This window comes from Cyanobium sp. HWJ4-Hawea (assembly GCF_024345815.1).
GTDB lineage: Bacteria > Cyanobacteriota > Cyanobacteriia > PCC-6307 > Cyanobiaceae > Cyanobium_A.
On the sequence record NZ_JAGQBV010000011.1, the window covers coordinates 27,653 to 52,205 of the forward strand.

Genomic DNA, 24,553 nt, shown 5'->3' on the forward strand with positions numbered 1-24,553 from the left:
CGCTTAGGAAGCAGCAATGGCGAAGGGGGGAGGCAAAAAAAGCGCTAAGGCCCTGCGCGATGCCGCCAACAAATTGCTTGCCGACAACCGGTTCGCGCGCCACCAATACGAGATCCTCGAAACCGTGGAATGCGGCCTGGAGTTGCTGGGCACCGAGGTGAAATCAATTCGGGCCGGCAGCGCCAATCTCCGCGACGGCTTTTGCCTGATCCGTAAGGGCGAGCTGCAACTGCACAACGTGCACATCTCCCCCCACAGCCACGCTGGCGCCTTCTTCAACCACGAACCCCTGAGGGTGCGCAAGCTGCTGGCCCACCGCAAGGAAATCGACAAGCTGCGCATTGCCCTCGATCAAAAGGGCCTGACCCTGATCCCCCTAAACCTGCACCTGAAAGGTTCCTGGATCAAGGCCACCATCGGCCTGGGCAAGGGCCGAAAACTGCACGACAAGCGCAATGAGGAGCGCCGCAAACAGGACATCAAGGACGCAAAGCAGGCAATCGCCCGCCTCTAGCCAGGCGGTGCTGGTGGTGGTGCCACTGGTGGTGGTTCGTTGATTGGCGGCAACACCTCAGGTGTTATGGGCGCCACTGGCTGGATCCGGGGGGCTGGCGGATCGGCCCGCAAAGAAAGGGTGATCAGCCCAGGTGCCACCCCCTCATTGGTAACGAGCAGCTGCACCGGAGAGCGGGATTGGGCGCCCAGGCTCACCACCCGCAGCGGACCCTTGGCCTCCAGCAAGTTGCCTTCGGCGCCAAAGACACTCATCTGCATCAATGGGGACCCATTTACCCCCAACACCAACCGGTAACCGGCCGGCAATCGCACGGGGAACAGGCGTGCTCCGCCCGCATCCACCTGGGCAGAGAGAACCCGGGTTTCCAGGGGCTGGGCCTGAATCGCCTCGATCTGCACGTTGGCAAGGCTCTGCTCAGCCGCCGCAAACCAGAGCTGCCGGAAGGGTTCTGGGGGAATGTCTTCGCCGGGGCGCCCCGGCAACAGGTTTTGGGCACTGCCGGAAACCAGCTGGCGCAACACCGCGGAACTCAGACCCTGGCTGAGCAGGGAGCTTTGGCGCCGCTGCCAATCGCCTTCGCTGTAGGTGCCAAGGCGCTGGCGAATGGCGAGGGGCAACTGCTCCACCCGCGCCAACCACTCCTCCGCCAGCTCGTTCCAAACCTTGCGCAGGGGGGCGTCGTCGAGGGAGTCGCTGGGCAAACGGCCACCCCGCTCCGGGAATTGGGCCAGCAAACCGGCATCCACCAATTTGAGGAACCAGGCCCGGTCGACCTGGAGTGCCCGTAGGCGATTTAGCAATTGCTGGCGCTGGTCCACCTCCGCCGAAGGCAGGCTGCGGGGCAGCTGCAGACCCGTTTGGGGGAGGGGCAGGGAAAACTTGCCGCGGCTCAACCACAGCCAACCGAGGGCCGTGCCCACGATCGCTGAAATCACCAGGGCAATGATCACCGGCCAAACCCCACCCTCGGCGGCCTCCTCCCGCTCTTCGCTGCGGCTCTGGTTGCGGCTGGATTTGCGGCTGGGGGCTGGTGCCGAAGCAGGCTCTGGAGAGGGAGCCGGTTCTGGCGGTGCTGCTGGTGCCGGTTCAGGCGCAGGGGTGCTGGCTTCGGGTTGCACTGCAGCCGGTGGCACCAAAACCACTGTGCGATCGGCCCGGGGCACCGGGCCAGTGCTCTCGGGCATAGGCAGGGTTTGGAAGGCCGCCAGGGCCTGGGCCGCAGTGCCAAAACGCTCGCCGGGATCCCGGCTCAACAGGCGCGCCAACAGGGGCTGGAGCTCCGGGCTCTCCTTCAAAGTGCCGGGCCAGCGCCACTCCAGGCTGAGGGGATCGAGCAGCTGGGCCGGAGCCTCGCCACTGAGCAACACCAAGCCCATCACCCCCAGGGCGTGGAGATCCATCCAGGGCTCCGGACTGCAGCCCCGGGCCAATTCCGGCGGCCCGTAGCCGGGCGTAACGCAGGCCAGGCCGCAAACCAGCCCGAAATCCAGCAGCACCGGCAGGCCATCGCGGTCGCGGCGCAGCAGATTGGCCGGGCAGAGATCGCCATGCACCAGCGCCTGGCCATGGAGCACGGTCAACACGGGCAGGAGCTGGCGCAGCAGCAATAAAACCTCGCCGGCACCAAACACCAGCTGGCGCTCGGAGCGGGCCTCAAGCAACTGCTGATAGGTGCGGCCCTCCTGCCATTCGCGCACCAACCAGAGCTGGTCTCCAGCAGTTATGGCAGCCCCCAACCGGGGCACCTGGGGATGGAGCAACCCCTGCAGCCGACTCCACAGCTGCAGGGCCTGGCCCCGGTCCTGGTTGGCCCCAAGTTGGCGCAGGGCCACGGGGGAATCTCCAGCAAGGGTGTCGGTGGCGCGCCACAGCCTGCCCTGCACCCCATCGCTGAGGCACTGCTCAAGCCGATAGCGCTCGGCGATCAACTGGCCCGTCAACATCTCCACAGACAAATCCATCAGCCCGCCTCCAGCCCAAACCTTTGGGGTTGGCGCAGGCCCATGCCCGCCAGCCAGTCGCCGTCGTAGAGGCGGGAGCGGTAGCGATCACCGCTGTCGCAGAGCACGGTCACGATCGTGTGGCCAGGGCCCAGGCGCCTGGCCGTTTCTACGGCCGCGGCCACATTGATGCCCACCGAGCCCCCCAAAAACAGCCCCTCCTGCCAGAGCAAGCCGTAGATGGTGTCGAGGGCGGATTGGTCGTCGATGCGCACGGCGTCGTCGATCGGGGCACCCTCCAGGTTGGCGGTGACCCGGCTGTTGCCAATCCCCTCGGTGATCGAACTTCCCGAAATGCTGAGGTCGCCAGACTTTGCCCAGCCATAGAGGCCGCTGCCATGGGGATCGGCCAGGACACAGCGCACCTTGGGGTTCTGCTCCTTTAGATAGAGGGCCACCCCGGCATAGGTGCCGCCGGTGCCGGTGGCGGCCACCCAGGCATCGACGCCGCCAGCGGTTTGCCGCCAAATTTCCGGGCCGGTGCTGTTGTAGTGGGCGCGGCGGTTGGCGAGGTTGTCGAACTGGTTAGCCCAAACGGCACCGGGGGTTTCCTCGGCAATGCGGCCGGAGAGTTTTACGTAGTTGTTGGGATCCCGGTAGGGCACTGCGGGCACCGTGCGCACCTCGGCACCAAGGCTGCGCAACAGGCCGATCTTCTCGGCTGATTGGGTCTCGGGGATCACGATCAGGGCCCTGTAGCCCCTGGCGTTGCAGAGGTGGGTGAGACCAATGCCGGTGTTGCCGGCGGTGCCCTCCACGATCGTGCCCCCGGGCTGCAGCAGCCCCTCCTGCTCGGCCTCCAACAGGATCCCCAGGGCTGCCCGATCCTTCACCGAACCGCCGGGGTTCATGAATTCGGCCTTGCCCAGGATCGTGCAACCGGTGAGCTCACTGGGCCCATGCAGCCGAATCAGCGGGGTATCGCCAACCGCGCCCACAAACCCATTGGTAATTCCGGAAGCGCTTTCGCCCATGGCGCTGGCCTGCATCAAACAATCTGGCTGTGGCGCGATCGTAGGCAAGCTCCCTAAGGTCGGGCCTTTAGTAGGGGATCAATGGCTGTGGCGACGGGCACCAGCACGGCACCCCAAGAGCTGCTGGCTCGCCTGCAAGTGGTGCGCCACCACAGCGTGGCGCTGATTGCCCCCCTCGACCCGGAGGATCTCTGCCTGCAGGGGATGGCGGATGCCAGCCCACCCAAATGGCACCTGGGCCATACCACCTGGTTTTTTGAAACCTTCCTGCTGGAGGCGGCCTGTTTCAAGGCCCATTTCAGGGGGGCGTTGGCGGCATTTGAGGCGGCCGATCCCCGCTGGGGCTTCCTGTTCAACAGCTACTACGACAGCGTTGGTGCCCGCCACCCCAGGCCGGAGCGCGGTCTGTTGACCCGCCCGCCAATCGATGGGGTTTTGGCCTGGCGCAAGCGGGTGGATGCGTCCCTGGAGGCCGTTTTGGATGCTGCCCTGGCCGAGCCCAGCACTCCGGAGGCAATTCGCTGGCTGCAGCTACTGGAATTGGGGCTGCAACATGAGCAGCAACACCAGGAACTACTGCTCACAGACCTACTCGATGGGTTCAGCCGCAACCCGCTCGAGCCCGCCTACGGAGGCGCCTACGAAAGCCAATACGAAAGCTCCTACCAACAGGACTGGAGCCCGGAGCCTGGCCCATGGCTAAACCATCCCGGCGGCTTGGTGAGCATCGGCATAGACAGCGAAGCTTTCCATTTCGACAACGAAACCCCCCGGCACCGCCAGTGGCTGGAGCCCTTTGCCCTGGCCAGTCGGCTGGTTACCAATGGCGAGTACGCCAGCTTCATCGCCGACGGGGGCTACGAACGGCCCGAGCTGTGGATGAGTGAGGGCTGGGCCAGGGCGCAGCAGCAACAGTGGCAGGCACCCCGCTACTGGCGCGGGGAGTGGGAATTCAGCCTGGGTGGTCGCCAGGCACGGCAAGCCCAGGCACCGGTGCGCCACCTCAGCTGGTTTGAGGCCGATGCCTACGCCCGCTGGGCCGGGGCACGCCTACCAACGGAGGCCGAGTGGGAGGTGGCAGCTAGCCAAGCCCAATCGCCACTGGCCCAGGCAGAGCTTCCCCAGGCAAATGGACTGCTCTGGCAATGGACCGCCAGCCCCTACCGCCCCTATCCGGGCTTTGCTCCGGCGGCAGGGGCAGTGGGGGAATACAACGGCAAATTCATGAGTTCGCAGATGGTGCTTAGGGGCAGCTCCTTCCTCACACCGCCCGGCCATGCCCGGCCCAGCTACCGCAACTACTACCCTCCTGCATGCCGCTGGATGGCCTCCGGCCTGCGGCTCGCCAAAGACACCTGAACAGGGCCCTGCCAATTGCATGCTGATCGACCTGCACCCCCAAGCGGCCGACGTGGCCCGGCTGGTCAGCCTGGGCATGGCCAAACAGCCCAAGCAGCTGCCCGCCTGGCTGCTCTACGACGCCGAGGGTTCCAGGCTGTTTGAGGCGATCTGTGAGCAGCCGGAATACGGCCTCACCCGCACCGAAACGGCCCTGCTCGAGCGCCATGCCCCTGCCCTAGCCCAGGCCCTGGGCCCGGGGGTGTTGGTAGAATTTGGCGCCGGCAGCGCCCGCAAAGTCGGCCCCCTGCTCAGGTCGCTCAAACCGCCCGCCTACGTACCCCTCGACATCAGCGCCGAGCACCTGGCAAACGCCTGCGTCGAATTGCGCCAGCACTTCCCCCAGGTGCCCGTGCTGGGTATCTGCTGCGACTACAGCCAGCTGGACCAACTGCCGGCCCATCCCCTGCTGGAGGGCCAAGCCCGGCTGGGTTTCTACCCAGGCAGCTCCCTCGGCAATTTCACCCCAACGGATGCCCAGGCCCTGCTTTGCCAGCTCTCCAAGCTGCTGGGCCCCGGGGGGAAACTGTTGATCGGCATCGACCAACCCAAGGCCGTGGAGCGGCTCGAAGCGGCCTACAACGATGCGGCAGGGGTATCGGCGGCCTTTGCCAAAAATCTGTTGGTGCGGCTCAACCGCGACCTGGCCGGCAATTTTGATCCCCAATTATTTAGCTATCGGGCCCGCTGGGAGGCGGAGCACAGCCGGATCGCCATGGCCCTGGTGAGTGCAAGGGAGCAATCGGTGCAACTGGCGGGCCAGGTCTGGAGCTTCGGCGCCGGCGAGGAATTGATCACTGAACACAGCTTCAAATACGACCCCGAGGCCTTTAGGGCCCTGGCCGCGGCCGCAGGCTGGAGCTGCAGCCAAAGCTGGAGTGATCCCCAGGGGGATTTGTCGTTGCACCTGCTGGTGCAAGCAGACCCCGCCATTGCGGGCAGACTCTGCTGAGGCAGCACGGAGCTGAGAATGGGCAGGGAAGAGCAGCGGGCGGCCATGCGCCAGGTGCGCGAAGGCTTGATTGACGAGCTCGAGGATCTTTACCGAGACGCCTTTGATCGAATCAGCGAAAAGGACCTCGGCGAAGGGGCCATCGCCCGCCTGACCCAGTTGCTGCTTCGCTCCAGGGAGGCCGCGATTACGCCCCTACAGGAGGAAATCGAAGCGCCCCTAATCACCCGCGCCCCAGAAAGCGCCTAAACCCAAAAACAAAACCACAAACCACCTGCCCAAGTGCCCGCCATGGGGTTTCTGCTGAGCAAACTGCTGCCCCTGGCCCTCTATCCCCTGGGCTTGGCTTTGCTGCTGCAACTCACCGGGCAAATTGGCCAAGCCAGGCAAGCCGCCCGTGGCCACAAATGCTATTGGGGCCGCTGGCTTTCGGGCAGCGGCATTGCCCTGCTGTGGATTTTTGCCATGCCCCTGACGGCGCGGCAGTTGGTCTGGGGCCTGGAGGAGCGCAGTGCCGCCCTCACGCCCAAAACAATCCCCAGGGCTGATGCGGTGGTGGTGCTTGGCGGCGGCCTGAGGCCCCAGCTGCCGCCAAGGCGCGCAGTGGAGGTGGCAGAGGGCGGTGATCGCCTACTTACGGGCCTGCGGCTATTGCGCCAAGACAGGGCGCCTGTGCTGATCACCAGCGGCGCCCAGGTGAGCTTCACCGCCGCCGATCCGGCCCCGCCAGAGGCCTTCTGGGCCAGGGATTTGGCCCTGGAGCTGGGGGCAAAACCAGGCCAAATCCTGGTAAATCCAGGCTCCCGCACCACCGCCGAAGAAGCCAGAGACATCGGCCTGCTGGCCAAAAACCGTGGCTGGAAGCGGGTCCTATTGGTGACAAGCGCCTTCCACATGCCCAGGGCCCTGGCCACCTTCCAGCAGCGCAGTGGCCTGACGGTGATCCCCGTGGCCTGTGATTATCAGCTCCCAAGCCGGGCTTTTTACGGCCGCCCCAGCCCCGGCAACACCCTCAAGAGCCTGTTGCCCGATGCCGAATTCCTCTACCTAAGCACCATTGCCCTGAAGGAGCACATCGGCCTACTCACCTACAAACTGAAGGGCTGGGGCTAGCCCCCTATTTTTTAGGTGCCGGTGGCACCAGGCTGACGCCTTCGGGGGGAGGGGTGGGATCGGGATCGGCGATCAGCATGTGCTGGAGCACAATCTCGGGGCGTTCACTGTCTCGCCAGCGAATCCGATAGGCGGGCATCTTGGTGCCGCGGCTGGTGGTTTGCTCCACCGGCTCCATCACCCAGCCGCGCCGCGAGCGACCCTGGGGGTTGCGCTTCACCACCGCATCCGCGTGTTTGAAGCGAAAACCGACGCGCTCACCGCTCATTGGTTAGAGGTTCCCGTGGTGGGACATGTCCTATTAAGGATCATTATCCCACTGCGCCCGGCCGCAACAGCGGGAAGGCAATCACATCGCGAATGGAGGGGCTGTCGGTGAGCAGCATCACCAGCCGATCAATGCCAATGCCCAGGCCGCCGGTGGGGGGCATCCCCACCTCCAGGGCCTGGATGAAGTCCTCGTCTACCCCCTGGGCCTCCAGGTCACCGGCTGCCCTGCGGGCCTGCTGGGACTCCAACCGCTGGCGCTGATCCACCGGATCAATCAACTCGCTAAATGCATTGGCGGTCTCGCGGCCCACGATGAACAACTCAAAACGCTCCACCATCCCGGGCTTACTGCGGTGGGCGCGGGCGAGGGGGGAGTTTTCCACCGGATAATCGATCACGAAGGTGGGCTGGATCAGATCCGCTTCCACCTTCTGCTCAAAGGCCTCCACCAACAGCCGTCCCACCGAATCAGCCAAGGCCGGCACCTCCAACCCCTGGGCCCCCATCGCTGCTGCCGCTTGATCGCGGCTGCCGAACTGGGTAAAATCAAGGCCAGTGGCGTCCTCGACAAGCTGGTGCATCGTGGCCCGCCGCCAGGGCGGAGCCAGATCGATCTCCGTGCCCTGGTAGGTGATCTGGGTGCTGCCGCAAACCTGTTGGCAGACGTGGGCCAGCAGCTGCTCGGTGAGCTCCATCATGTCGGTGTAGTCGGCGTAGGCCTGGTAGACCTCCACGGAAGTGAATTCGGGGTTGTGGCGAGTGCTCACCCCCTCATTGCGGAAGATCCGGCCGAGCTCATAGACCCGCTCAAAACCTCCCACCACCAGCCTCTTGAGGTGCAACTCGGTGGCAATCCGCAGGGTGAGCGGCAGGTCGAGGGCGTTGTGGTGGGTTTCAAAGGGCCGGGCATCGGCACCGCCCGGCACGCTTTGCAGCACCGGCGTTTCGATCTCCAGGAAATCGCGATCGTCAAGCCAGCGGCGCATGGCACTCACCGCCTGGGCCCGGCGCCGGAAGGTTTCCCGGGTATGGGGTGAAACGATCAGGTCTAGATAGCGCTGGCGATAGCGCTTCTCCACATCGACCAGGCCATGCCACTTATCCGGCAGGGGCTGGAGGCTCTTGCTGAGCATGGTCCAGCCTTTCACCTTCACCGAGAGCTCGCCCCGATCGGTGCGCCGCAGGCTGCCCTGCACCCCAATTAGGTCGCCCGCATCCACCAGGGAGGTGAGGTGGGCAAAGGCCTCGGGATCGTCCAGAATCTCCGCTTCGAGGGTGGCCTTCTCAATAAATAATTGGATCGGGCCGGTTTCATCGGCCAAGGTGAAAAAGGCGAGCTTGCCCATCACCCGACGGGTCATCACCCGGCCGGCCACGGAAACAGCCACATCCCTCTCGGTGCCGTTGGCCAAATCGGCATGGGCCTCCTGCAGCTGGGCCGTGCGGTGGCTGGGCTCAAAGCGCAGGGCATAGGGCCCCTGACCCAAAGCCGCTAGGGCTTCAGCTTTTTCAAGGCGGGTCTCGCGCAGATCCGACAAGGCAGGCAGCGATCAGCTGGGCCCATCCTGCAGGAGCACTCAGCCTGCGCTAGCCAAGGCCGCATCGCCCATGCGCTGGGAGGCATAGCCGGTGCCGCGCACGGTGAGGATCAACTCGGGGTTGCGGGGATCGGGCTCGAGCTTGCCGCGCAGGCGGGCCACATAAACATCCACCACCCGCAGGTCGGCGGCACGGCGCGGCGGATAGCCCCAAAGCTGCTCAAGGATTTCTGCCCTGGGAACCACCCTGCCGGGCTCGCGAAAGAGCAGCTCTAGCAGGCTGAATTCGGTATAAGTGAGGGCAATGCGCTCGCCATCGCGGGTCACCTGGCGGCGGTTGGTGTCGACCACCAGATCGCCAACCCGCAAAACACCACTGCCGGCAGGCACTTCCCTGGGCTCGTTGGCGGCGGAGCCCCGGCCCACCCGGCGCAGGATCGTGGCAATGCGGGCCTCCAGCTCCTTGGGGCTAAAGGGCTTGGGCAGGAAGTCATCGGCGCCTAGGTCGAGGCCAGAAACCCTTTCGGCAATGGCATCGAGGGCGGAGAGAAAAATGATCGGCACGCAGGATTCAGCCCGCAACCGCCGACAGACCGCAAAGCCATCGAGCTTGGGCAACATCACATCGAGCACCACCAGATCGGGCTGCTCCTGGTGGAAAAGGGTGAGGGCCTCCTCGCCGTCTTCTGCGCAAACCACCCGGTAACCAGCCAATTGCAGGCGCATCACCAGCACCCGGCGCACGGCCGCCTCGTCGTCGACCACCAGCACGGTTGCCTTGGCATCAGCACCCCCATCTGCCCCTGGAATCTGGCCCTGATTCAGCCTTTCCTCCAGGAGCATCTAGTCGGACCCGCGATTAAGAATCACAACATTAGCCTGCAGCCCCTCTTACGGTCATCCCCCAAAGCCTCTCCAGCGGAGGCGATCTAGGCAGATTTAAGGATTTCTTCAGGAACCGAACTGCCGATTCTTTGCTGTGATTTCCATTTAATTCACCGATTAATTCACCAGCGGGCGCTGGCATAGAGATTCCACTGGTGCTCCGCCGCGGCCAGGGCCGCATCACTGGAGAGCTCTCCCAACATTGCCCGCTGCAACTGGGTGTAGAGGATCGCCTGCAGGCGCTTCACCCCGGGGATGGAGGGCACCAGCACCTTGGCGTGACGCAGGGTTTGGGCGGAAAGCAGGCGCGCCTTTTGGACCAAAGGCCCCGATGAACCCGGCTGATCCAGATCCCTTTCGAGCTCCTCTAGGGCTGCCACTGCTGAGGGCAACACCCGGGCCTGCTGGGCAAAGGCGAGTTGGTTAGGGGCGTTGGTGAGCATCAGGCCAAAGCTGATCGCTTCAGGGGCCATGGCACTTTGCTTGGGCACCGCCAGGTTCATCATCGCCACGTTGGCCTCACCACTGGCACCCAAAAGCGGCGGATAGGGGGCCGTATGGGCGGCAACGCCGGGGGCATTGGTTTGCAGATTGGCGAGGAAATCCGGGCCCGTGGCCACCTGGGCCAGGTCCCCCGCTTGATAGAGCTCCACCGCCCGCCGATAGCCCTGGCTGACCACCTCCTTGGGCAGCAAACCGCGGCGGTAGAGATCACTCCAAAAACCAAAGGCCTGGCGCCCTGCCGGGCTGTTGAAGGCGGCTTGGTGGTCGCCATCCAGCAGCTGCACCCCCATCTGCACAAAGGTTTCCAGCAGCTCGGCCGAATCGTCGGGTACCACTGAGATGAAGAGGGCGTAGCGACCGGTGCGCTTGCGCATGACCTGGGCGTAGGCCGGCACCTGCTCCCAATGGCTAGGTGGCTGCTCCAAACCCGCCTGCTCCAGGAGGCGCCGGTTGGCCATGGTGATCCGGGTGGTGAGATACCAGGGCAGGGCGAATTGGGCGCCAGCCGCCTGGCCCGCCTGCCAGATCTGGGGCAAATAGGTGGAGGCTGCGCCGGAGGGGAGCAGGGGCGTGAGATCCAACAGGCCGCCCTTGCTGGCCAGGTTAGCGGCAAAGGGGGGATTGAGGTTGACCAAATCGGGGGCAGTACGGGCAAACACCGCCGCCAGCAATTTGCGCTCGGCCGAGCCCCAGGGCACATCGGTCCAGCGCACCCGCACCCCGGGATTTTGGCTTTCCCAGGCCTGGATCACGCCATTGATGTAGCCGTTGAACTTGGGGGCCAGATCCAGGGTCCACACATTCAAGATGCGATTCCCGTCTGCTCCCGGGCCGGCCCCGTTACCACCCTTGCCCCGGCCACAACTGGCCAATGCCGCTGCCGCCGAGCCGCCGGCCAGCAGGGCCATTAATTGGCGCCTACTGAGACGTTGCACTTGCTGATTCATTGCTTAGGTAAGGGTGAACGGCGCCCACCCAGGCTCTTGCGGCGCCAGAACAGCAGCTGCAGGGAGCACAAAGGCGGGGCCAGTAGGGCCGTAAGCAGGGTTTGGGCAAACCAGGTGTAGGTGGTCTGGTGGAAAGCCTGACTGAAAAGCTGGCCAGGGGGTTGGCCGGCCCAGCGGAAGGCCACCAGCTCCTGAACCAGCACGCTGAAACCCAACAGCAAACTGCCCAGCAGGGCCAACAGACCCAGGCTGAAACTGCGCTCAATTGGCAAGCCCTTACTGCCCAAGCGACCCCACCACCAGCCCAGGAGTAGCAGCGCCGGCACCTGGCTGCTGAAGCCCAAGTGCAGGCCATCAAGCAGCAGGGCCAAACCCAGGCCCGCCATGGCCCCCGCCAGCGGTCCGCCAACCAGGGCCCAAGGCAACAACCACAGCACCGACCAGGCCGGGGCCACACCCCCCAGCTTCAGCAGCCAGGGCGAGGCCAGGCTGAGAAAGGGCACCACCAGGGCCGTGGCCAGCCACCAGCCAGGCCCCTGGGCGATCCGGCCCCAGCCAGTCATCGCCCACCCACCAGCACCTTGACCCAATCGAGGGCATCGGAGCGCACCGCCAACTGCACAATCGCCTCTGGCGCCGGAGATGCCAGGCCATTCACCGTTTGGACTACGCCAACGGCGATGTTGGGGGGCACCAGGCTGCTGGCCGGGGAGGTGAACACCAGATCACCGGGCCTCACGCCCGGATCCTTCTCCACAAAGTGCAGCACGGGCCGGCCGCTGCCCACCCCCACCAGCAAACCCTGTTGGCGGGTGCGGGGCACCCAGACGCCCACATGGCTACGGCGATCGGTGAGCAGGGTGACGCTGGAGGTGGTGGGGGTAACGCTGGCCACACGGCCCACCAGGCCCCCGGGCGCCAGCACCGAATCGCCGGGGCTCACACCCTTCAGGGAGCCTTGGCCGATTAGCAGTTGCTGCCACCAGCCACCGCTATCCCTGGAAATCACCGGGGCCTCGAGGGAGCCATTTGCTGAGGATCGCAACTGAAGAACTGCCCTCAGTCGGTCGTTGTCGGCCTTGAGCTGTTGCAGCTGGCCCTGGTCCTCGAGGCGCTGGGCCTGCCTCACCCATTCACCCTGGGCCGTTCCTGGCCAAAAGGGGCGACTGAGCAGGGCATAGGCATCCAAAATCCCGGCCCCCTTGCTGAGCCGAATCCCCACCAAGGCCAGCAACAACACCCCCCAAGGCCAGGCCTGGCGGATCTGCCGCAGGGGCGGAAGGCGAAGCCTGCGGCCGGCCGGCATCAAATTCAGGTGGAATGGCGGGCGAAGTCAGGGGTATCGAGCACCCTCTGCAGCCGGGCGTAGTCCTCTAGGACCATGCCGCAACCATTGACGACGCAAAGGAGGGGGTCTTCCGCCACATGGGTGAGGATCCCGGTCTCGTGGCTGATCAGGTCGCTGATGCCGCGAACGAGGGCACCACCACCCGCCAGCATGATGCCGCGGTCCACGATGTCGGCGGCCAACTCGGGTGGGGTGCGCTCCAGGGTCCGTTTCACCGCTTCGACGATCACGTTGAGGGGCTCGACCATGGCCTCCCGGATGTCTCCGGCGCGCACGTTGATGGTGCGGGGTAGGCCCGAAAGCAGGTGCAGGCCCCTCACATCCAAGGAGGTGTTGTCGTGGGCGTCGTCGCGGAAAGCGGAACCGATCCGGATCTTGATGTCTTCTGCAGTGCGCTCGCCCACTACCAGGTTGTGGACCTTCTTGAGATAGACGCCAATGGCATCACTGAGCTCATCGCCGGCAACCCGCACCGACTCACTCATCACCGTGCCACCCAGGCTGAGCACAGCCACTTCAGTGGTTCCGCCGCCGATGTCCACAATCATGGTGCCGACGGGCTCGGTGACGGGCAGGCCCGCCCCAATGGCTGCCGCCACGGGCTCATCGATCAGGTGCACCTCGCGGGCACCAGCCAGGCCTGCTTCACGCACGGCGCGGCGCTCGACGCCGGTGACCCCACTGGGGATGCCAATCACCAAGCGGGGGGCGACGATGCCGCGGCCCTCGTTGCCCTTCTGGATAAAGGCCTTAATCATCTGCTCGGCCGCATCGAAGTCGGCGATGACGCCATCGCGCAGGGGCCGAATGGCACGGATATTGCCCGGAGTGCGGCCCAGCATCAACTTGGCCTCGTTGCCCACGGCCAAGGGCACGCCGCGCTCCAGATCCAAGGCCACCACTGAGGGCTCCTGCAGAACAATCCCCTTCCCTGACACGTACATCAGGGTGTTGGCCGTTCCCAGGTCGATACCGATATCGCGCGAGAACTGGAAACGACGGAAAAACACAGAAAACCCGGTCTGTAGCCCTAAATCATACGGCGGTGGTACAGCCGGGCTTAAGGGTGGAACTGATGTTGCGTGGCTCCCTAACCGGGTGCCGCATCATTAAGTCAATCGAACAGGAGACAACGCCATGGGCGTCAATTCCATCACCCTCGTGGGCCGAGCAGGCCGCGACCCCGAAGTGCGCTACTTCGAATCGGGAAGCATGGTCGCCAACCTCACCCTTGCGGTGAACCGCCGCAGCGCCAACGACGAACCGGACTGGTTCAACCTGGAGGTCTGGGGCAAGCAGGCCCAGGTAGCCGCGGACTATGTCCGCAAGGGCTCCCTGGTGGGGATCATCGGCAGCTTCAAGCTCGACCGCTGGACCGACCGGGCCAGCGGCGAAGAGCGCACCAAACCCGTGATTCGGGTTGATCGGCTCGAACTGCTGGGCTCCAAGCGCGATGCCGAAGCAGGCGGCGGCAACTACGGCAATGCCGGTGGCTTTGGGGGCGGTGAGCCCAGCGAAGAAGAAGTGCCCTTCTGAACCAGTTAGGTGCTGGAGTTGCGCTGTTTCCAAAGGCGCAGCCCCAGCAAGGCCACCACAGCCAGAATCGCCAAAGCAATCAGCTTGTTTACCAAGCCCTCCACAGGCTTGATCGCCAGGAGCACCTGTTGCCAGTTGCGGCCCAGGGCCCAGCCGGCAGTTGTCAGGGCCAAGTTCCAGACCAGACTGCCGGCCGTGGTCCAAAACAAAAAGGGTCCAAAGGGCATCTGCTCAACACCCGCTGGCACAGAAATCAGGGTGCGGATAGCTGGAATCAGCCGTCCCCAAAACACCACCGCAGCACCGTGGTTCTTGAACCAGACGCGGGATTTATCAAGATCCTCCACAGACAGGCCCACCCAGCGACCATGGCGGGCTGTCCATTGTTTGAGGCGTTCCTCATTCACCAGCCGGCCAATGCCATACCAGGGCAAGGTCCCAAGCACCGTGCCAAGTAGACCTGCTAGCACCACACCCACAAAATTGAGGTGCCCCTGGCCCACATAAAAGCCAGCCAGGGGCATGATCAGCTCCGATGGAATCGGAGGGATCACGTTCTCAAGCACCATCGCCGCAATGATTCCCAGGTAACCCCATTGGGTCACCAGTTGCTCCACAAAGCCATTGAGGTCATGAAGCATGGGATTGCTCAGTAGCGGTAGTGGTCCAGTTTGTAGGGACCGGCCACCGGCACGTTGATGTAGGCGGCCTGCTCGGAGCTGAGCTCGGTGAGCTTGGCGCCGATCTTCTCGAGGTGGAGGCGAGCCACCATCTCATCGAGCTGCTTGGGCAGCACGTAGACCTCCTTGGCGTATTGGTCGCCCTTGGTGAACAGCTCGATCTGGGCCAACACCTGGTTGGTGAAGGAGGCGCTCATCACGAAGCTGGGGTGGCCGGTGGCGCAACCCAGGTTCACCAGCCGACCCTCGGCCAGGAGGATGATCTTGTTGCCGCTGGGCAGCACGATGTGGTCCACCTGGGGCTTGATGTTGTCCCAGGGGTACTGCTTGAGCGAAGCCACATCGATCTCATTGTCGAAGTGGCCGATGTTGCAAACGATCGCCTGATCCTTCATCTGGATCAGGTGCTCGTGCTTGATCACCTTGAAGTTGCCGGTGGCGGTCACAAAGATGTCGACATCACCCACCACGTCGTCGAGGCGCACCACCCGGTAGCCCTCCATCGCCGCCTGCAGGGCGCAGATCGGATCGATCTCGGCAATCATCACGGTGGCGCCAAGGCCCCGCAGCGACTGGGCCGAACCCTTGCCCACGTCGCCGTAGCCCATCACCAGGGCCACCTTGCCCGCCACCATCACATCGGTGGCGCGCTTGATCGAATCCACCAGCGACTCACGGCAGCCGTAGAGGTTGTCGAACTTGCTCTTAGTGACTGAATCGTTGACGTTGATAGCGGGGAAAGGCAGTTCGCCGCTCTTCTGCATTTGATAGAGACGTGCCACACCAGTGGTGGTCTCCTCGGTGACGCCCTGGATGTTGGCGTAGATGCGGGAATAGAAGCCGGGCTGGGCAGCCAGCTTCTGGCGAATGCTGTTGAAGAGGGCGGTCTCCTCTTCGTTGGAGGGGTTGTTGAGAACGGAAGGATCCTTTTCAGCCTTGGTGCCAAGCACCACCAGGCCAGTGGCATCTCCGCCGTCGTCGAGGATCATGTTGGGCGTGCCGCCATCGCCCCACTCGAGGATGCGGTGGGTGAAGGCCCAGTACTCATCAAGGGTTTCACCCTTGTAGGCGAACACCGGAACGTTGGCGGCCGCAATCGCGGCGGCGGCGTGGTCCTGGGTGGAGAAGATGTTGCAGCTGGCCCAGCGCACCTCAGCACCGAGAACCGTGAGGGTTTCGATCAGAACGGCGGTCTGGATCGTCATGTGCAGGGAACCCGCGATGCGGGCGCCCTTGAGGGGTTGGCTGGCGCCGTATTTGGAGCGCAGGGCCATCAGGCCAGGCATCTCGGTTTCGGCAATTGCCATCTCCTTGCGGCCGAAATCGGCCAGGCCAAGGTCGGCGATCACATAGGTACTGGTGCTCTGCAGGGCAGGAGCAGTGGGGGAAGCCACCATGGTTTTTTTAGGGGGGATCAACTCTCTCCCGGCTGGGAGGAGTGGGAAATATCTGCAGAGACGCCGAGGCTTCGGGCTCGCTTAAGGCCAATCTAACTTGGTGAATAGCGGCTAGCGCGAGCTGGATTCCCTGAAGCGCCACCTGGCCAATGCAGCGGCAACCCAGGCCTTTGGGGCCGAACTGGCCCAGCTGCTGCCGGCAGGAGCCCTACTGCTGCTGTTTGGCGATCTTGGAGCCGGCAAAACCTGCCTGGTGCAGGGTCTGGCGGTGGGTTTGGGCATCGAGGAGCCGATCACGAGCCCGACCTTTGCCCTCGCCCAGCACTACCTGGCAACCGATGCCGGTGGCGCCCTGGTGCACCTGGATCTCTACCGGCTGGAGCAGCCCGCCGCCGCCGACGAACTCTTTGCCCAGGAAGAGGAGGAGGCGCTGGCTCTTGGGGCCCTGCTGGCGGTGGAGTGGCCCGAGCGGCTCAGCCGCCTGCCCCAGGCTTGCTGGCGGATCCAGCTCAGCCTGACCGATGCCAACGATCCGGACGCCGGGCGGGTGGCGGAATTAATTACCCCTTTTTAATTACCCCTGACTAAAAGCAAGGCCCCAATGATCTGGGCGTTGGCTGCTGGGAAGGGGTAATCGCCAAGCTGCTCAGGCCGCACCCAGCGCACCTGCTGGGATGCCAGGGGCTGGGGCTCACCGCTGAGCCAGGTGCACAGGTGAACCACAAAGCGCAGCTTCTTTGGGCCGTAGGCGTGCTCCACCACGATCAGTTGGGCGCCCACCGCCACCTCGATCGCCAGCTCTTCGGCCAGCTCCCGGCGAATCGTCTCAGGGATTGCTTCTCCAGGCTCCTGCTTGCCGCCCGGAAATTCCCAGAGCCCACCCAGCAGGCCGCCTTCGAGGCGCTGGTCGATCAGCACATCACCGGCCCGATTGAGCACCACCCCAACGCCGATCAGCCGATAGGTCACTGGAGATTGGGGCTCAGCTGGCTACGTAGGCCTCAACCGCATCGCTAAGGCGACGCAAACCAGCTAGGCCATCACGCTCCAGGTTGCGAACCCGATCACGGCTAATGCCCAGGATGCGGCCAATGCCCGTGAGGCTCATCGGTTCTTCCAGGCCAATGCCAGCCGCTATGCCTGCCGCTATGCCGCCATTCATCCCAGCCGCACCAAGCTCACTGCCCGTATCGATCCCATAGCGCATTTTTAAAACCCTTCCCTGCAGTTCTGGCAGTTGCTCCAGCAGCGCCCGCAGGTCTCCCTTCAGGCATTCACCGTTCAGTTGATCCTCTGGCAGTTCACCATCACCCGCCAGTAAATCCAGCAGTTCGGTGTCGTCGCCATCTCCCACCTTCGTTTCCAGGCTCACCGGTTGGCGCGCCCGGCACAGCAGGTCCTTCACCTCCTCCTCCGGCAGCTCCACGTAGCTCGCCAACTCCGTCACCGTTGGGGTACGGCCCAGTTCCTGGCTCAGTTCCCTTTGGCCCTTTTTCAGCTTGTTCAGGGTTTCGGTGATGTGGATCGGCAGGCGGATTGTCCTGCTCTTTTCAGCAATCGCCCTGGTGATCCCCTGGCGGATCCACCAGTAGGCATAGGTCGAAAACTTATAGCCGCGGGTGGGGTCGAATTTCTCCACTCCCCTCACCAGGCCGATCGTTCCCTCCTGGATCAGATCCAGCAGTTCCATATTCCGCTTGGTGTACTTCTTGGCCACGCTCACCACCAGCCGCAAATTGGCAGCCACCATCCGCTCCTTGGCCCGGCGACCGCCCTTTAGGCGCTTCTTTAAAAGGGCAGCTTCCATGCCCGCAGCAGCTGCAAGTTGGTCCTGGCTGGGCTTGGCACCAAGCTTCTGCTCCAAGTCCTGTTCGATCTCCTCAATCGACATGAGCTCCTGCACTTGGCGGCCCAGGGTGATTTCCTGCTCATGGCTGAGCAACGGCACACGGCCGATGTCACGCAAATAGGAGCGCACAAGGTCGCCATCGACATGGGGCATCTGGCGATCGGCTTTTAGAGGGGCTACTGCGACAACCACTGGACTGGCCCTTGAAGATGTGTGAAGCCTAACCTAAAGAAGTGTGAAGCTCTCTCATCTTGCCTCGGCTTTAAGCATATTTGCTCAAAAGCCAGGTGGCGGTCTGCAGGTAGATGAATACCCCGGCCACGTCCGTGGCCGTGGCGATGAAGGGCGCCGACATCAGGGCCGGATCAAGGCCAATCCGATCAAAGAGCAGGGGCAGGGCCGATCCGGCGGTGGCCGCCAGGGTGGTGATGGCCACCAGGCTGAAGCCAGCGGCGCCGGCGACGATCCAGCTGTGGGACACATAAAAAGCCCAGGGCACCACCACCAACACCATCAAAAGGCCCAGCAGCGCCCCTGCCACCGACTCCCGCCAGATCACCTGCCAATGGCCCAGGGCCTGGATGCGCTGGGTACTCAAGCCCCTAATCACCACGGTGGAGCTCTGGGCGCCCACGTTGCCACCGGTGCCGATCAACAGGGGAATGAAGGCCGCCAGAAGCACCACCTGCTTGAGCACGTGGTCGTTGGAGGCAATTACTGCGGCGGTGCCGCTATTGGCCAATAGCAACACCAACAGCCACAACACCCGCCGGCGGGCAACGGTAAAAAGGTTGCTTTGGAAGTAGTCGTCATCGTCACCGGCCTGCACAGCACCGGCGGCGTAGAGGTCGCGGGTAGCCTCCTGCTCGATCACGTCAATCACGTCGTCGACGGTGACAATCCCCACCAAGCGCTCCTCGCGGTCCACCACCGGCACCGCCAGAAAGTCGTAGCGCTGGATTGCCCGGGCCACCTCCTCCTGGTCGGTTTCGGTGGAAACACTCACCACCTCGCGGGTCATCACCGCGCCGATGCGCTGGTCGGGTTCGGCCACCACCAGATCCCGCAGGGAAAGAATGCCCGTGAGGTGGCGGGAGGCATCGGTCACGTAGAGGCTGTAAACCGTTTCGGTTTCACGGGCCCTACAGCGCACGATCTCCAGGGCCTGGGCGGCGGTTTGCACCTCCTTGAGGTCGATGAATTCGGTGGTCATCAAGCGACCTGCCGTTTCGGCCTGGTAGCCCAAAAGCTCGGCCGTAATCCGCCGCTCCGCCGGGCTCAGCTCGGCCAACAGCCGCCGCACCACCTTGGCGGGCAACTCATCAAATAGACGCACCCGATCATCCGGCGACATCTCCTCGACCAGCTCGAGCACCTCGCCGGACCGGAGCCGTTCCAGCAGGCTCTGCTGGACAGAGGGCTCGAGGTATTCGTAGACGGCAATGGCCTCATCCTTGGGCAGCAGGCGAAAGGCCAGGGCCTGCAGGGTGCGCGGCAGGCTGCCGATCGCCTCTGCCGTATCGACCTCCTGCACCGGTTGGAGCAGCAGCTTTGCCCCGTCATAGTTGCCCACCTGCAGGAGGGCCTCCAGCTGCTGGGCCACCACCTCGGCGACCTGGGCCCCATTTGCTTCGCTCATCAGCCTGGTGCACCCGTAAGCACGAGTTTATGGAGCGGTGGCTAAGGTCGATTTTCCCAGAGCCGCGGCAGTTCCCCTGCCCCAACCCAGATGAGCAGCCTGCAAAACCCTGTTTCCGTAAGTGAAGTGGCGGTGCGTGATGCCCAAGGGGCGGAACGCAAGCTCGGTGAATGGGGCGGCAAGGTGTTGTTGATCGTGAATGTGGCAAGCCGTTGCGGCTTCACCCGCCAATACGCCGGCCTGCAGGGCCTGCAGGAGAGCTACGGCCCCCAGGGATTTGAGGTGCTGGGCTTCCCCTGCAACGATTTTGGCGCCCAGGAGCCGGGAACCATGGCCGAGATCCAGCAGTTCTGCAGCACCACCTACGGCGCCAACTTCAGCCTGTTTGAAAAGGTGGAGATGGCCGATGAGCCCTACACCACCCTGACCAAGGCCGAACCGGCCGGTGCCGTGGCCTGGAACTTTGAGAAATTCCTGATCGGCAAGGACGGCAGCGTGCTGGGCCGCTACAAGAGCAATGTGGAGCCCGATTCCGCCGAACTGAAGGCCGCGATCGAAGCTGCCCTAGCTGGTTAGTTAGCTGCCTGGTTAGGCCCTTAAGCCGGCAACCAGCCGCGGCGGGCCAGGCCGGCCCGATCAGCCAGCTCGACCTGTAGCCAGCGCTCACCCCCTGGGGCCTGCCAATGCCGCAGCACCCTCAGGGGGGCATCCGCCCCTATGGCCGCCAGGGCGGGGGCCTGCTGGCGGGGAGCACAGAGGAGCTGGGCGGGGGCCTCGCTCAGCAGGGGTTCCATCATCGATTGACGGCGCCGCACCTCAGGTTGGCGCCGATCGGCACCACCTGCGGGCAAGCCAGCCGGTGCCAACAGGGCAAAACCCAATAGGGCCACCCAACGCCATGCGGGGATGGGCCGGAGCTGCAAAGGCTTCAAATGTCGAGCTGGGCGAGATCCAGCGAGGCACTGTGGGTTTCGATGAACTCGCGGCGGGGGGCCACCTTGTCGCCCATCAGGATTGTGAAGATCCGGTCGGCCTCGAGGGCATCTTCAATTTCCACCCGTTTCATCATGCGGGTGGTGGGATCCATGGTGGTTTCCCAGAGCTGCTTGGGCATCATTTCGCCGAGGCCCTTAAAGCGCTGGATCGTGTAGTTGGCCTTCTCGCCAAAACCCTCGATCGTCTTTTTTAGATCGCCTTCGTTGTAGCAATAGGTGTGGTTCTTACCGCGCTCAACCTTGTAAAGCGGCGGGCAGGCGATGTAGATGTAGCCGCCTTCCACCAAGGCCCGCTGGTAGCGGAAGAAGAAGGTAAGGATCAGGGTACGGATGTGGGCGCCGTCAACGTCGGCGTCGGTCATGATCACGATCCGGTGGTAACGAAGACTCTTTTCATCGAATTCTTCGCCCTTAATGCCCAGGCCCAGGCCAGTGATTAGGGCCTGGATCTCGGTGTTTTTGTAGATCTTGGCGTCGTCGGTTTTCTCAATGTTGAGGATCTTGCCCCGCAGGGGCAGGATCGCCTGGAAGCGACGGTCGCGGCCCTGCTTGGCGGAGCCGCCAGCGGAGTCACCCTCCACGATATAAATCTCAGATTCGCTCGGATCGCGGGAGCTGCAATCGGCCAACTTGCCCGGCAGGGTGGAGCTCTCCAGCACCGATTTGCGGCGCACCAATTCCCGGGCCCGGCGGGCGGCTTCAGCAGCATTGAAAGCCTGGATGGCCTTCTCAAGGATCAAATCAATTACGCCTGGATTGAATTCCAGGTATTCGGCCAGGGCCTCACCCACCAGGGTGTCAACAATGCCCCGCACTTCGGTGTTGCCCAGCTTGGTTTTGGTTTGGCCCTCAAATTCCGGATCCGGAACCTTGACCGACAACACGGCTGTGAGGCCCTCGCGGATGTTTTCACCGGCCAAGTTGCCATCGGCCTCCTTGCGCTTACCGCGCTTTTTGGCAAAGGTGTTGAGGGTGCGGGTTAGCACCGTTTTGAGGCCCTCAATGTGGGTGCCCCCATCCACGGTGCGGATGTTATTGGCAAAGCCGAGAATGCTGTCGGAGTAAGCATCAACGCACCACTGCAGGGCGGCCTCCACCTGCACGCCCTCCTTTTCGGAGTTCACATAGATGATGTCGGGATGGAGGGGATCCTTCTCGGCATTCATGTACGCCACGTATTCCTTGATGCCGCCCTCGTAGCAATAGATCTCCTCATGGGGGGAGCCATCGGCGCCGCGGGCGCTGGCTCGATTGTCCTGGAAGATGATCCGCACACCGCCATTGAGATAGGCGAGTTCCCGGAGGCGCGAAGAGAGGGTTTGGTAATCAAATTCAATGCCGACTGAGAAGATCTCGATATCGGGCTTAAAGCAAATAGAAGTACCAGTGCGGCCCTTGTCGCCGGGGGCGGATTTAAGGATGTCGATCGGTGCACCCCGCTCGAAGCGCTGGGTGTGCACCTGGTCTTGGCGGTGCACCGTGACCTCCACCCACTCACTAAGCGCATTGACCACCGAGACGCCCACCCCGTGCAGGCCGCCGGACACCTTGTAGCCACCGGATCCAAACTTGCCGCCCGCGTGGAGCACGGTCAGCACCGTTTCCAGGGCGCTCTTGCCGGTGCGCGGGTGAATATCAGTGGGGATGCCGCGGCCGTTGTCGGTGACGGCGCAGGATCCGTCCTCGTTAAGGACCACCAGGATTTGGTCGCAATGGCCGGCTAGGGCCTCGTCGACAGAGTTGTCGACCACCTCATAGACCAGGTGGTGCAGGCCGCGGGGACCGGTGGTTCCGATGTACATCCCCGGCCGTTTACGGACCGGTTCCAGGCCCTCCAGCACCTGAATCTGCTCGGCGCCATAGGCGGCTTGGACTTTGCTGGCGTCGCTCATGCAGGAAGATTTCCCCAGGGATTTGGCATCAGGACAGCGAAATCCCGGGGCAGGACTAGCGAGGAATGGTTTTTCAGAACCTTCTTCGATGGCCAATTTACCACCGGCAAACACGTGCAGACCACCTCACCACTTGTGATCGTGCTGCTGGGGCCCACCGCCAGCGGCAAGACCGCCCTGGCCATCGAACTGGCCCAGGCCCTGGATCTGGCGGTGCTGAACGTGGATTCGCGCCAGCTCTACCGATATATGGATGTGGGCACAGCCAAGCCCAGCCCCGAGCAGCAGGCCCTGGTGCGCCACGAGCTGCTGGACCTGCGCGATCCAGACGCACCGATCAACCTGCAGGAATTTGCAGCCCTGGCCGGCCCCGCCATCGAGGCCGAGCTGCAGCGCAGGGGTTTGGCCCTGCTGGCCGGCGGCAGTGGCCTGTATCTCAAAAGCCTGACCCAGGGGCTCCAACCGCCTGCGGTGCCCCCCCAGCCGGAACTGCGCCAGCAGCTCAGCACCCTGGGCCAGGCCAGCTGCCACCAACTGCTTTGCCAGGCCGATCCCGTCGCCGCCGCCCGGATTGGTGGCGCCGATGCGGTACGCACCCAACGGGCCCTGGAGGTGATCTATGCCACCGGCCGCAGCCTCAGCAGCCAGCAAACCCACCAGGCGCCGCCCTGGCGGGTGCTGGAACTGGGCCTAAATCCGGCAGACGGCCAGGGGCGCATCGCCCAGCGCACCAGGGCGATCTACGGCGAGGGGCTGTTGCCAGAAACCCAGGCCCTAATCAGCCGATTTGGGGCCGACCTACCGCTGCTGGAAACGATTGGCTATGGCGAGGCCAAGCTAGTGCTTTCAGGGGATCTGGCCGAAAGCGAGGCGATTGCACTCACCGAGCAGCGCACCCGCCAATTCGCCAAGCGCCAGCGCACCTGGTTTCGCCGCCAACATCAGCCGATCTGGCTGGAGGGCGCAGAACCGAGCCAGCAGTGCAACCAATGCCTGCAAGAAATCGCACGCGTTCTAGGCTGAATTGTTGCTACGTGGCTTTGTCGGCCACTTTTGTGGCGCAACAGCCAACCTTCGCCCCCCTGAATGCCTCCTCGTCCCCGGTTTGACCGTCGTGCTCCCGTGCGGGAGCTGCCCAACATCAACGACCGCATCAGCTACCCCAACCTGCGGGTGGTGGATGCAGACGGCAGCCAACTGGGGGTGATCACTCGGGAAGAGGCCCTCGAGGTCGCCAAGGACCGGGAACTGGATCTGGTGCTGGTGAGCGAAAAGGCCGATCCACCGGTTTGCCGGATCATGGATTACGGCAAATACAAATTTGAGCAGGAAAAGAAGGCCAAGGAGGCCAAGAAAAAGTCGCACCAGACCGAGGTTAAGGAAGTCAAGATGCGCTACAAGATCGACTCGCACGACTATCAGGTGCGGATCGGTCAGGCAAGCCGCTTCCTCAAGGACGGCGACAAGGTGAAGTGCACGGTGATCTTCCGCGGCCGGGAAATCCAGCACACGGCCCTGGCGGAAGTGCTGCTGTATCGGATGGCCAAGGACCTCGAAGAAAACGCCGACGTCCAACAGACCCCCAAGCGGGAAGGTCGCAACATGATCATGTTCCTCAGCCCCCGCAAAGGCTCCACCAGCAAGGCTGCGGCCGAATAGGGGCCAAAGCGGCAATTGTCACCAGGGCCGAAGCTTCGTATGGTGGCCACCAGCCCATCTGGCCCAACCCCGGCGTGCGATTCCACATCCAGCAGGAAAGCGACATTCCGGCGTCGACCCAGCTGTACAACCAAATCTGCTTCGCCATCGCTGCCAGGCACTACCCGCCCGGCCATCGCTTGCCCAGTACGCGCCAACTGGCGATGCAGACGGGCCTGCACCGCAACACGATCAGCAAGGTTTACCGGCAGCTGGAGACCGATGGCGTCGTGGAGGCGATGGCCGGCTCGGGCATCTACGTGCGCGACCAACAGAACCCGCGCGAACTAAAAGCCCCTCCAGGCCCCCGCAGCCGGGCCCTGCCAGACATCGACAAGGACGTGCGCCAAAGTGTGGATGGCCTGCTCAATGCGGGTTGCACCCTGCAGCAGGCCCGCGATCTATTCACCCGGGAAATCGA

General features: G+C 63.7%; 26 protein-coding genes and 1 pseudogene. 11 read left to right on the top strand and 16 right to left on the bottom strand.

What is annotated here, in order from left to right; all coding sequences use genetic code 11:
• Positions 1-16 precede the first annotated feature (16 nt).
• Entirely contained in the window at positions 17-514 is a 498-nt protein-coding gene (gene smpB / locus KBY58_RS04085) for an SsrA-binding protein SmpB (RefSeq protein ID WP_255003070.1), read from the top strand.
• On the opposite strand, the gene KBY58_RS04090 is transcribed toward smpB, so the two are convergent.
• Together KBY58_RS04090 and KBY58_RS04095 are read right to left on the bottom strand one after the other, a co-directional pair.
• Positions 511-2,478: a serine/threonine protein kinase gene (locus tag KBY58_RS04090; protein ID WP_255003071.1), complete on the bottom strand. Its 1,968-nt coding sequence runs from the start codon at positions 2,476-2,478 to the stop codon at positions 511-513. The genes smpB and KBY58_RS04090 overlap by 4 nt on opposite strands.
• A complete protein-coding gene (locus KBY58_RS04095; protein WP_255003072.1) occupies positions 2,478-3,506 on the bottom strand; it encodes a cysteine synthase A in 1,029 nt (342 codons plus the stop codon). Before KBY58_RS04095 ends, KBY58_RS04090 begins: the two co-directional genes overlap by 1 nt.
• A 66-nt stretch (positions 3,507-3,572) precedes the next feature.
• Between KBY58_RS04095 and egtB the strand changes: the two genes are divergently transcribed.
• Genes egtB through KBY58_RS04115 form a run of 4 tightly spaced genes read left to right on the top strand, consistent with a single transcriptional unit; the run spans position 3,573 to position 6,954 of the window.
• Positions 3,573-4,850, top strand: a complete 1,278-nt coding sequence (gene egtB / locus KBY58_RS04100) for an ergothioneine biosynthesis protein EgtB (protein ID WP_255003073.1) — start codon at positions 3,573-3,575, stop codon at positions 4,848-4,850.
• Between the two features lie 19 nt (positions 4,851-4,869).
• Entirely contained in the window at positions 4,870-5,841 is a 972-nt protein-coding gene (gene egtD, locus KBY58_RS04105) for an L-histidine N(alpha)-methyltransferase (protein ID WP_255003074.1), read from the top strand.
• Positions 5,842-5,859: 18 nt separating this feature from the next.
• On the top strand, positions 5,860-6,090 hold the full coding sequence (locus KBY58_RS04110; RefSeq protein WP_255003075.1) for a hercynine metabolism small protein: 231 nt from the start codon (positions 5,860-5,862) through the stop codon (positions 6,088-6,090).
• Between the two features lie 42 nt (positions 6,091-6,132).
• Positions 6,133-6,954: a YdcF family protein gene (locus KBY58_RS04115; protein WP_255003077.1), complete on the top strand. Its 822-nt coding sequence runs from the start codon at positions 6,133-6,135 to the stop codon at positions 6,952-6,954.
• 4 nt (positions 6,955-6,958) lie between these two features.
• On the opposite strand, the gene KBY58_RS04120 is transcribed toward KBY58_RS04115, so the two are convergent.
• The 7 genes from KBY58_RS04120 to KBY58_RS04150 all read right to left on the bottom strand — a co-directional run bounded on the left by KBY58_RS04120 (position 6,959) and on the right by KBY58_RS04150 (position 13,456).
• Complete coding sequence (locus tag KBY58_RS04120; protein ID WP_048016474.1) at positions 6,959-7,222, bottom strand: hypothetical protein; 264 nt, start codon at positions 7,220-7,222, stop codon at positions 6,959-6,961.
• 43 nt (positions 7,223-7,265) lie between these two features.
• Positions 7,266-8,762, bottom strand: coding sequence for a lysine--tRNA ligase (gene lysS / locus KBY58_RS04125; protein WP_255003078.1), 1,497 nt, complete (start codon positions 8,760-8,762; stop codon positions 7,266-7,268).
• A gap of 39 nt (positions 8,763-8,801) precedes the next feature.
• Complete coding sequence (gene rpaB, locus KBY58_RS04130) at positions 8,802-9,605, bottom strand: response regulator transcription factor RpaB (protein ID WP_254934458.1); 804 nt, start codon at positions 9,603-9,605, stop codon at positions 8,802-8,804.
• A gap of 164 nt (positions 9,606-9,769) precedes the next feature.
• Positions 9,770-11,098: an ABC transporter substrate-binding protein gene (locus KBY58_RS04135; protein ID WP_255003079.1), complete on the bottom strand. Its 1,329-nt coding sequence runs from the start codon at positions 11,096-11,098 to the stop codon at positions 9,770-9,772.
• A complete protein-coding gene (locus tag KBY58_RS04140; protein WP_255003081.1) occupies positions 11,095-11,661 on the bottom strand; it encodes a rod shape-determining protein MreD in 567 nt (188 codons plus the stop codon). The genes KBY58_RS04135 and KBY58_RS04140 overlap by 4 nt, the downstream gene beginning before the upstream one ends.
• Complete coding sequence (mreC, locus tag KBY58_RS04145; protein WP_255003083.1) at positions 11,658-12,404, bottom strand: rod shape-determining protein MreC; 747 nt, start codon at positions 12,402-12,404, stop codon at positions 11,658-11,660. The genes KBY58_RS04140 and mreC overlap by 4 nt, the downstream gene beginning before the upstream one ends.
• A 5-nt stretch (positions 12,405-12,409) precedes the next feature.
• Positions 12,410-13,456, bottom strand: coding sequence for a rod shape-determining protein (locus tag KBY58_RS04150; protein WP_255003085.1), 1,047 nt, complete (start codon positions 13,454-13,456; stop codon positions 12,410-12,412).
• 127 nt (positions 13,457-13,583) lie between these two features.
• On the opposite strand from KBY58_RS04150, the gene KBY58_RS04155 reads away from it, so the two are divergent.
• Positions 13,584-13,982, top strand: a complete 399-nt coding sequence (locus KBY58_RS04155; protein WP_255003087.1) for a single-stranded DNA-binding protein — start codon at positions 13,584-13,586, stop codon at positions 13,980-13,982.
• A gap of 5 nt (positions 13,983-13,987) precedes the next feature.
• On the opposite strand, the gene KBY58_RS04160 is transcribed toward KBY58_RS04155, so the two are convergent.
• Together KBY58_RS04160 and ahcY are read right to left on the bottom strand one after the other, a co-directional pair.
• Positions 13,988-14,623: a DedA family protein gene (locus KBY58_RS04160; protein ID WP_255003089.1), complete on the bottom strand. Its 636-nt coding sequence runs from the start codon at positions 14,621-14,623 to the stop codon at positions 13,988-13,990.
• Between the two features lie 8 nt (positions 14,624-14,631).
• Positions 14,632-16,059 (bottom strand): adenosylhomocysteinase, encoded by a 1,428-nt coding sequence (ahcY, locus tag KBY58_RS04165; RefSeq protein WP_254934451.1) that lies wholly within the window; start codon positions 16,057-16,059, stop codon positions 14,632-14,634.
• Positions 16,060-16,252: 193 nt separating this feature from the next.
• On the opposite strand from ahcY, the gene tsaE reads away from it, so the two are divergent.
• Complete coding sequence (tsaE, locus tag KBY58_RS04170; RefSeq protein ID WP_255003094.1) at positions 16,253-16,633, top strand: tRNA (adenosine(37)-N6)-threonylcarbamoyltransferase complex ATPase subunit type 1 TsaE; 381 nt, start codon at positions 16,253-16,255, stop codon at positions 16,631-16,633.
• On the opposite strand, the pseudogene mutT reads toward tsaE, so the two are convergent.
• From mutT to mgtE, 3 genes and pseudogenes are all read right to left on the bottom strand, one after another.
• Positions 16,630-17,022 (bottom strand): annotated as a pseudogene (mutT, locus tag KBY58_RS04175) (8-oxo-dGTP diphosphatase MutT); the annotation flags it as partial. The gene tsaE and the pseudogene mutT overlap by 4 nt on opposite strands.
• 19 nt (positions 17,023-17,041) lie before the next feature.
• Complete coding sequence (locus tag KBY58_RS04180) at positions 17,042-18,061, bottom strand: RpoD/SigA family RNA polymerase sigma factor (protein ID WP_254934647.1); 1,020 nt, start codon at positions 18,059-18,061, stop codon at positions 17,042-17,044.
• A 109-nt stretch (positions 18,062-18,170) separates the two neighbouring features.
• Entirely contained in the window at positions 18,171-19,547 is a 1,377-nt protein-coding gene (gene mgtE, locus KBY58_RS04185) for a magnesium transporter (protein WP_254934450.1), read from the bottom strand.
• Positions 19,548-19,637: 90 nt separating this feature from the next.
• Between mgtE and KBY58_RS04190 the strand changes: the two genes are divergently transcribed.
• Positions 19,638-20,123 carry a glutathione peroxidase gene (locus tag KBY58_RS04190; RefSeq protein WP_255003090.1) on the top strand — a complete coding sequence of 162 codons (486 nt, stop codon included), beginning with the start codon at positions 19,638-19,640 and terminating at the stop codon, positions 20,121-20,123.
• A 20-nt stretch (positions 20,124-20,143) separates the two neighbouring features.
• On the opposite strand, the gene KBY58_RS04195 is transcribed toward KBY58_RS04190, so the two are convergent.
• Entirely contained in the window at positions 20,144-20,470 is a 327-nt protein-coding gene (locus tag KBY58_RS04195) for an SH3 domain-containing protein (protein ID WP_255003091.1), read from the bottom strand.
• 5 nt (positions 20,471-20,475) lie between these two features.
• Positions 20,476-22,434, bottom strand: a complete 1,959-nt coding sequence (gene gyrB, locus KBY58_RS04200) for a DNA topoisomerase (ATP-hydrolyzing) subunit B (protein ID WP_254934447.1) — start codon at positions 22,432-22,434, stop codon at positions 20,476-20,478.
• A gap of 114 nt (positions 22,435-22,548) precedes the next feature.
• Here gyrB and miaA point away from each other — a divergent pair, with 114 nt between their 5' ends.
• The 3 genes from miaA to KBY58_RS04215 form a co-directional block, all read left to right on the top strand.
• On the top strand, positions 22,549-23,457 hold the full coding sequence (gene miaA, locus KBY58_RS04205; RefSeq protein ID WP_255003092.1) for a tRNA (adenosine(37)-N6)-dimethylallyltransferase MiaA: 909 nt from the start codon (positions 22,549-22,551) through the stop codon (positions 23,455-23,457).
• A 63-nt stretch (positions 23,458-23,520) separates the two neighbouring features.
• Positions 23,521-24,093, top strand: a complete 573-nt coding sequence (gene infC, locus KBY58_RS04210; protein ID WP_261350161.1) for a translation initiation factor IF-3 — start codon at positions 23,521-23,523, stop codon at positions 24,091-24,093.
• A 74-nt stretch (positions 24,094-24,167) separates the two neighbouring features.
• Positions 24,168-24,553: GntR family transcriptional regulator (locus KBY58_RS04215; RefSeq protein ID WP_255003093.1), on the top strand; the 386-nt coding region annotated here is incomplete at its 3' end.

What these genes read in the sequence shown, in the direction of transcription:
- KBY58_RS04180 (WP_254934647.1), bottom strand. Translation starts at nt 18,061, where the DNA reads ATGCCCCATGTCGATGGCGACCTTGTGCGCTCCTATTTGCGTGACATC.
- rpaB (WP_254934458.1), bottom strand. Translation starts at nt 9,605, where the DNA reads ATGCTCCTGGAGGAAAGGCTGAATCAGGGCCAGATTCCAGGGGCAGAT.
- KBY58_RS04155 (WP_255003087.1), top strand. Translation starts at nt 13,584, where the DNA reads ATGGGCGTCAATTCCATCACCCTCGTGGGCCGAGCAGGCCGCGACCCC.
- ahcY (WP_254934451.1), bottom strand. Translation starts at nt 16,059, where the DNA reads ATGGTGGCTTCCCCCACTGCTCCTGCCCTGCAGAGCACCAGTACCTAT.
- KBY58_RS04140 (WP_255003081.1), bottom strand. Translation starts at nt 11,661, where the DNA reads ATGACTGGCTGGGGCCGGATCGCCCAGGGGCCTGGCTGGTGGCTGGCC.
- KBY58_RS04090 (WP_255003071.1), bottom strand. Translation starts at nt 2,478, where the DNA reads ATGGATTTGTCTGTGGAGATGTTGACGGGCCAGTTGATCGCCGAGCGC.
- smpB (WP_255003070.1), top strand. Translation starts at nt 17, where the DNA reads ATGGCGAAGGGGGGAGGCAAAAAAAGCGCTAAGGCCCTGCGCGATGCC.
- KBY58_RS04190 (WP_255003090.1), top strand. Translation starts at nt 19,638, where the DNA reads ATGAGCAGCCTGCAAAACCCTGTTTCCGTAAGTGAAGTGGCGGTGCGT.
- gyrB (WP_254934447.1), bottom strand. Translation starts at nt 22,434, where the DNA reads ATGAGCGACGCCAGCAAAGTCCAAGCCGCCTATGGCGCCGAGCAGATT.
- KBY58_RS04095 (WP_255003072.1), bottom strand. Translation starts at nt 3,506, where the DNA reads ATGCAGGCCAGCGCCATGGGCGAAAGCGCTTCCGGAATTACCAATGGG.
- KBY58_RS04120 (WP_048016474.1), bottom strand. Translation starts at nt 7,222, where the DNA reads ATGAGCGGTGAGCGCGTCGGTTTTCGCTTCAAACACGCGGATGCGGTG.
- KBY58_RS04135 (WP_255003079.1), bottom strand. Translation starts at nt 11,098, where the DNA reads ATGAATCAGCAAGTGCAACGTCTCAGTAGGCGCCAATTAATGGCCCTG.
- KBY58_RS04110 (WP_255003075.1), top strand. Translation starts at nt 5,860, where the DNA reads ATGGGCAGGGAAGAGCAGCGGGCGGCCATGCGCCAGGTGCGCGAAGGC.
- KBY58_RS04115 (WP_255003077.1), top strand. Translation starts at nt 6,133, where the DNA reads ATGGGGTTTCTGCTGAGCAAACTGCTGCCCCTGGCCCTCTATCCCCTG.
- mreC (WP_255003083.1), bottom strand. Translation starts at nt 12,404, where the DNA reads ATGCCGGCCGGCCGCAGGCTTCGCCTTCCGCCCCTGCGGCAGATCCGC.
- mgtE (WP_254934450.1), bottom strand. Translation starts at nt 19,547, where the DNA reads ATGAGCGAAGCAAATGGGGCCCAGGTCGCCGAGGTGGTGGCCCAGCAG.
- egtB (WP_255003073.1), top strand. Translation starts at nt 3,573, where the DNA reads ATGGCTGTGGCGACGGGCACCAGCACGGCACCCCAAGAGCTGCTGGCT.
- KBY58_RS04160 (WP_255003089.1), bottom strand. Translation starts at nt 14,623, where the DNA reads ATGCTTCATGACCTCAATGGCTTTGTGGAGCAACTGGTGACCCAATGG.
- infC (WP_261350161.1), top strand. Translation starts at nt 23,521, where the DNA reads ATGCCTCCTCGTCCCCGGTTTGACCGTCGTGCTCCCGTGCGGGAGCTG.
- egtD (WP_255003074.1), top strand. Translation starts at nt 4,870, where the DNA reads ATGCTGATCGACCTGCACCCCCAAGCGGCCGACGTGGCCCGGCTGGTC.